Source organism: Allobosea sp. P4_C6 (assembly GCF_056402015.1).
The window spans coordinates 1-2,005 of sequence record NZ_JBFUIF010000207.1 but is presented as its reverse complement, the minus strand read 5'-3'; the positions used below and the strand labels follow the sequence as shown (position 1 = coordinate 2,005).

The 2,005-nt window shown below is 54.7% G+C and carries 1 protein-coding gene and 1 pseudogene; both read right to left on the bottom strand.

Annotated features, from left to right (window positions below; all coding sequences use genetic code 11):
* Positions 1 to 644, bottom strand: a 644-nt coding sequence (locus AC1DVA_RS27975) for a hypothetical protein (protein ID WP_476808064.1), incomplete at its 3' end; no start/stop codon positions are given.
* Between the two features lie 405 nt (positions 645 to 1,049).
* Positions 1,050 to 1,439, bottom strand: a pseudogene (locus AC1DVA_RS27970) (transposase family protein); the annotation flags it as partial.
* Positions 1,440 to 2,005: the final 566 nt, after the last annotated feature.

The following is a 2,005-nucleotide window of genomic DNA, read 5'->3' as shown; positions in this document are numbered from 1 at the left end:
GATAGGTGCTTGTCCACATGATTAAGCTGCCGGTGCATTTCTTGCGGCAGGGCGATCCCAATTTCAGCAAATTCATTCATAATCGCGGCACGCATCTCCGCAATCTGCAAGGCGATCGTTTCGTTTACCATTTGGCGGAAGCCCTCGTGTTGGGCGTCCTGAACCTGGCCCGTTCGTGCATCAACATGTTCACGAACAGCGGCCAGAGCGCTCTGCAATGAAGCCCGATTTTCCTCAATCTGCGGCACTAGTGTTTCGTTTAATATTTGGCGGAAGCCCTCGTGTTGGGTGTCCTGAACTTGGCTCGTTCGTGCATCAACATGCCCACGAAGTTCAGTCAGAGCGCTCTGCAATGAAGCCCGAATTTCCTCAGTTTGCTCGATGAGGCAGCTTCCTAGGAACCGGCGTAATATTTCGTTCTGATTATCTTGTAATTCTTTCGTATGAATATCAGTATTCGCTTTAAATTGAGCTAACGCACTCAGAAAATGAGCCTGTATTTCGAGCGAAATATCTCCTTTGATCCTAGCTTCTACGTTTTTTATATAATACTTAGCACGGAATAATTTTTTGACCCAATTTAAAAAAAACGGCCCGCCTGTATTCGACGATTCACGGTCGCGCTGCTGAAGGCGCTCGTTCATGTTGGATTCCTTACATAATTACAGTTTTGGTTCGCCGAATACCTGAGAATCAGCTTTGTTTGCGTCTTTGAGGCCCAATTTATGACGATTTCACATGCGGTTCAGGCGGTGTGATATTTCGTTCAGCTTGTCTTAACGGTTTCGGTACTCTCGCTCAGTGAATTTCGTCCCATTGTGATGCTGCAACCTAGCTCGGCGCGGTCCGTTAGATGTTGAACCGGCGCGCCGCTGAACAAGGGCTGGCCGCGCATATTCGTCGCCTTCATCGCCGTGCATCAATCCTCAACCGAGGGGTAATCCGATAGCACCAAACTCGCGCCTCGACCACAAGCGCAGGACAATGCGTCAGCAATGCTCGCCCGGCGCGATTGGAGGCATTGCCATGAGAGCAGGGGGAGCCGATCGATAGGACTTGAACCGCTTCTTCGGTTTCTTTTCGCCTTCGATTTCCCTATCCGGTTGATCCCGTGYGTTGCATGAACCGATGCAGCGACGAGCGCGTCAGGGCCGGAATGGTGGCCTACAGCACATAACGGCAATTATCCAAAGGCAGATGGGTATGCCGACGAAAGGCGACGATGACCGCCTCGTCCCCGGATATACACAACCGTTGAACCCGGCTCCCGCGGGCCCGTCAGCAGATCGGCCATAGAGGTTCGCTTCTGCCACTTCGCGACCGTCTTCTGGTTGATGCCGTAGCGCTTCGCCAGAGCCCTCAGGCTAGCTTGACTATGTTGTGTCGCTCGACGGACCGCCCGCTGTCGTGGCGCTTCCGTGCAGAACCTGGGCCCATATTGCCTCCTTCCATTCGATGGATGAGAGCGCATCATCAAAATCCGGGATCAAACATAGCTTTTGGTCAACTGACCTCACAACCCGTTGATGCTAGTGCGGATCCCACTCTGATGGCTGCACCAGCGTCGGGAACGAGAGTGCAATTAGCGGTTGCGGTATTGCGGATCAGTTCGAAAAAACGTACCGTTATGTCACAGGGCTCTGTCACAGCAGGCCTCGGAAAGAAGATCTAGTTTTCTATATTTCAAACGCTTACGTGGAAAACGGGTTCGAATCCCTCCCCATCCGCCACAGCCTTACCCCGCCACTCTGCCGCGCCCGGCCCCGTTGCCGACTCGGTCGAGTTGCGGAGTTGCGTTGATGGGCGCGCGTCGCGTGTTGCGATCCGGCCCTGTGGCCGAGACGGTCAGGTCGGCACCGGCGCGCGCAAGGGTAGGGCTGGCCGTCAGGCGGCGCTGCTCTTCGATCCCATGCCGGAGCGCGTCGAGCCCTGCCTCGCCCTGCTGGCATCTAAGCCGCCGAGCGATCCCGAATGCGCCTATGAGGTGAAATGGGACGGCTACCGG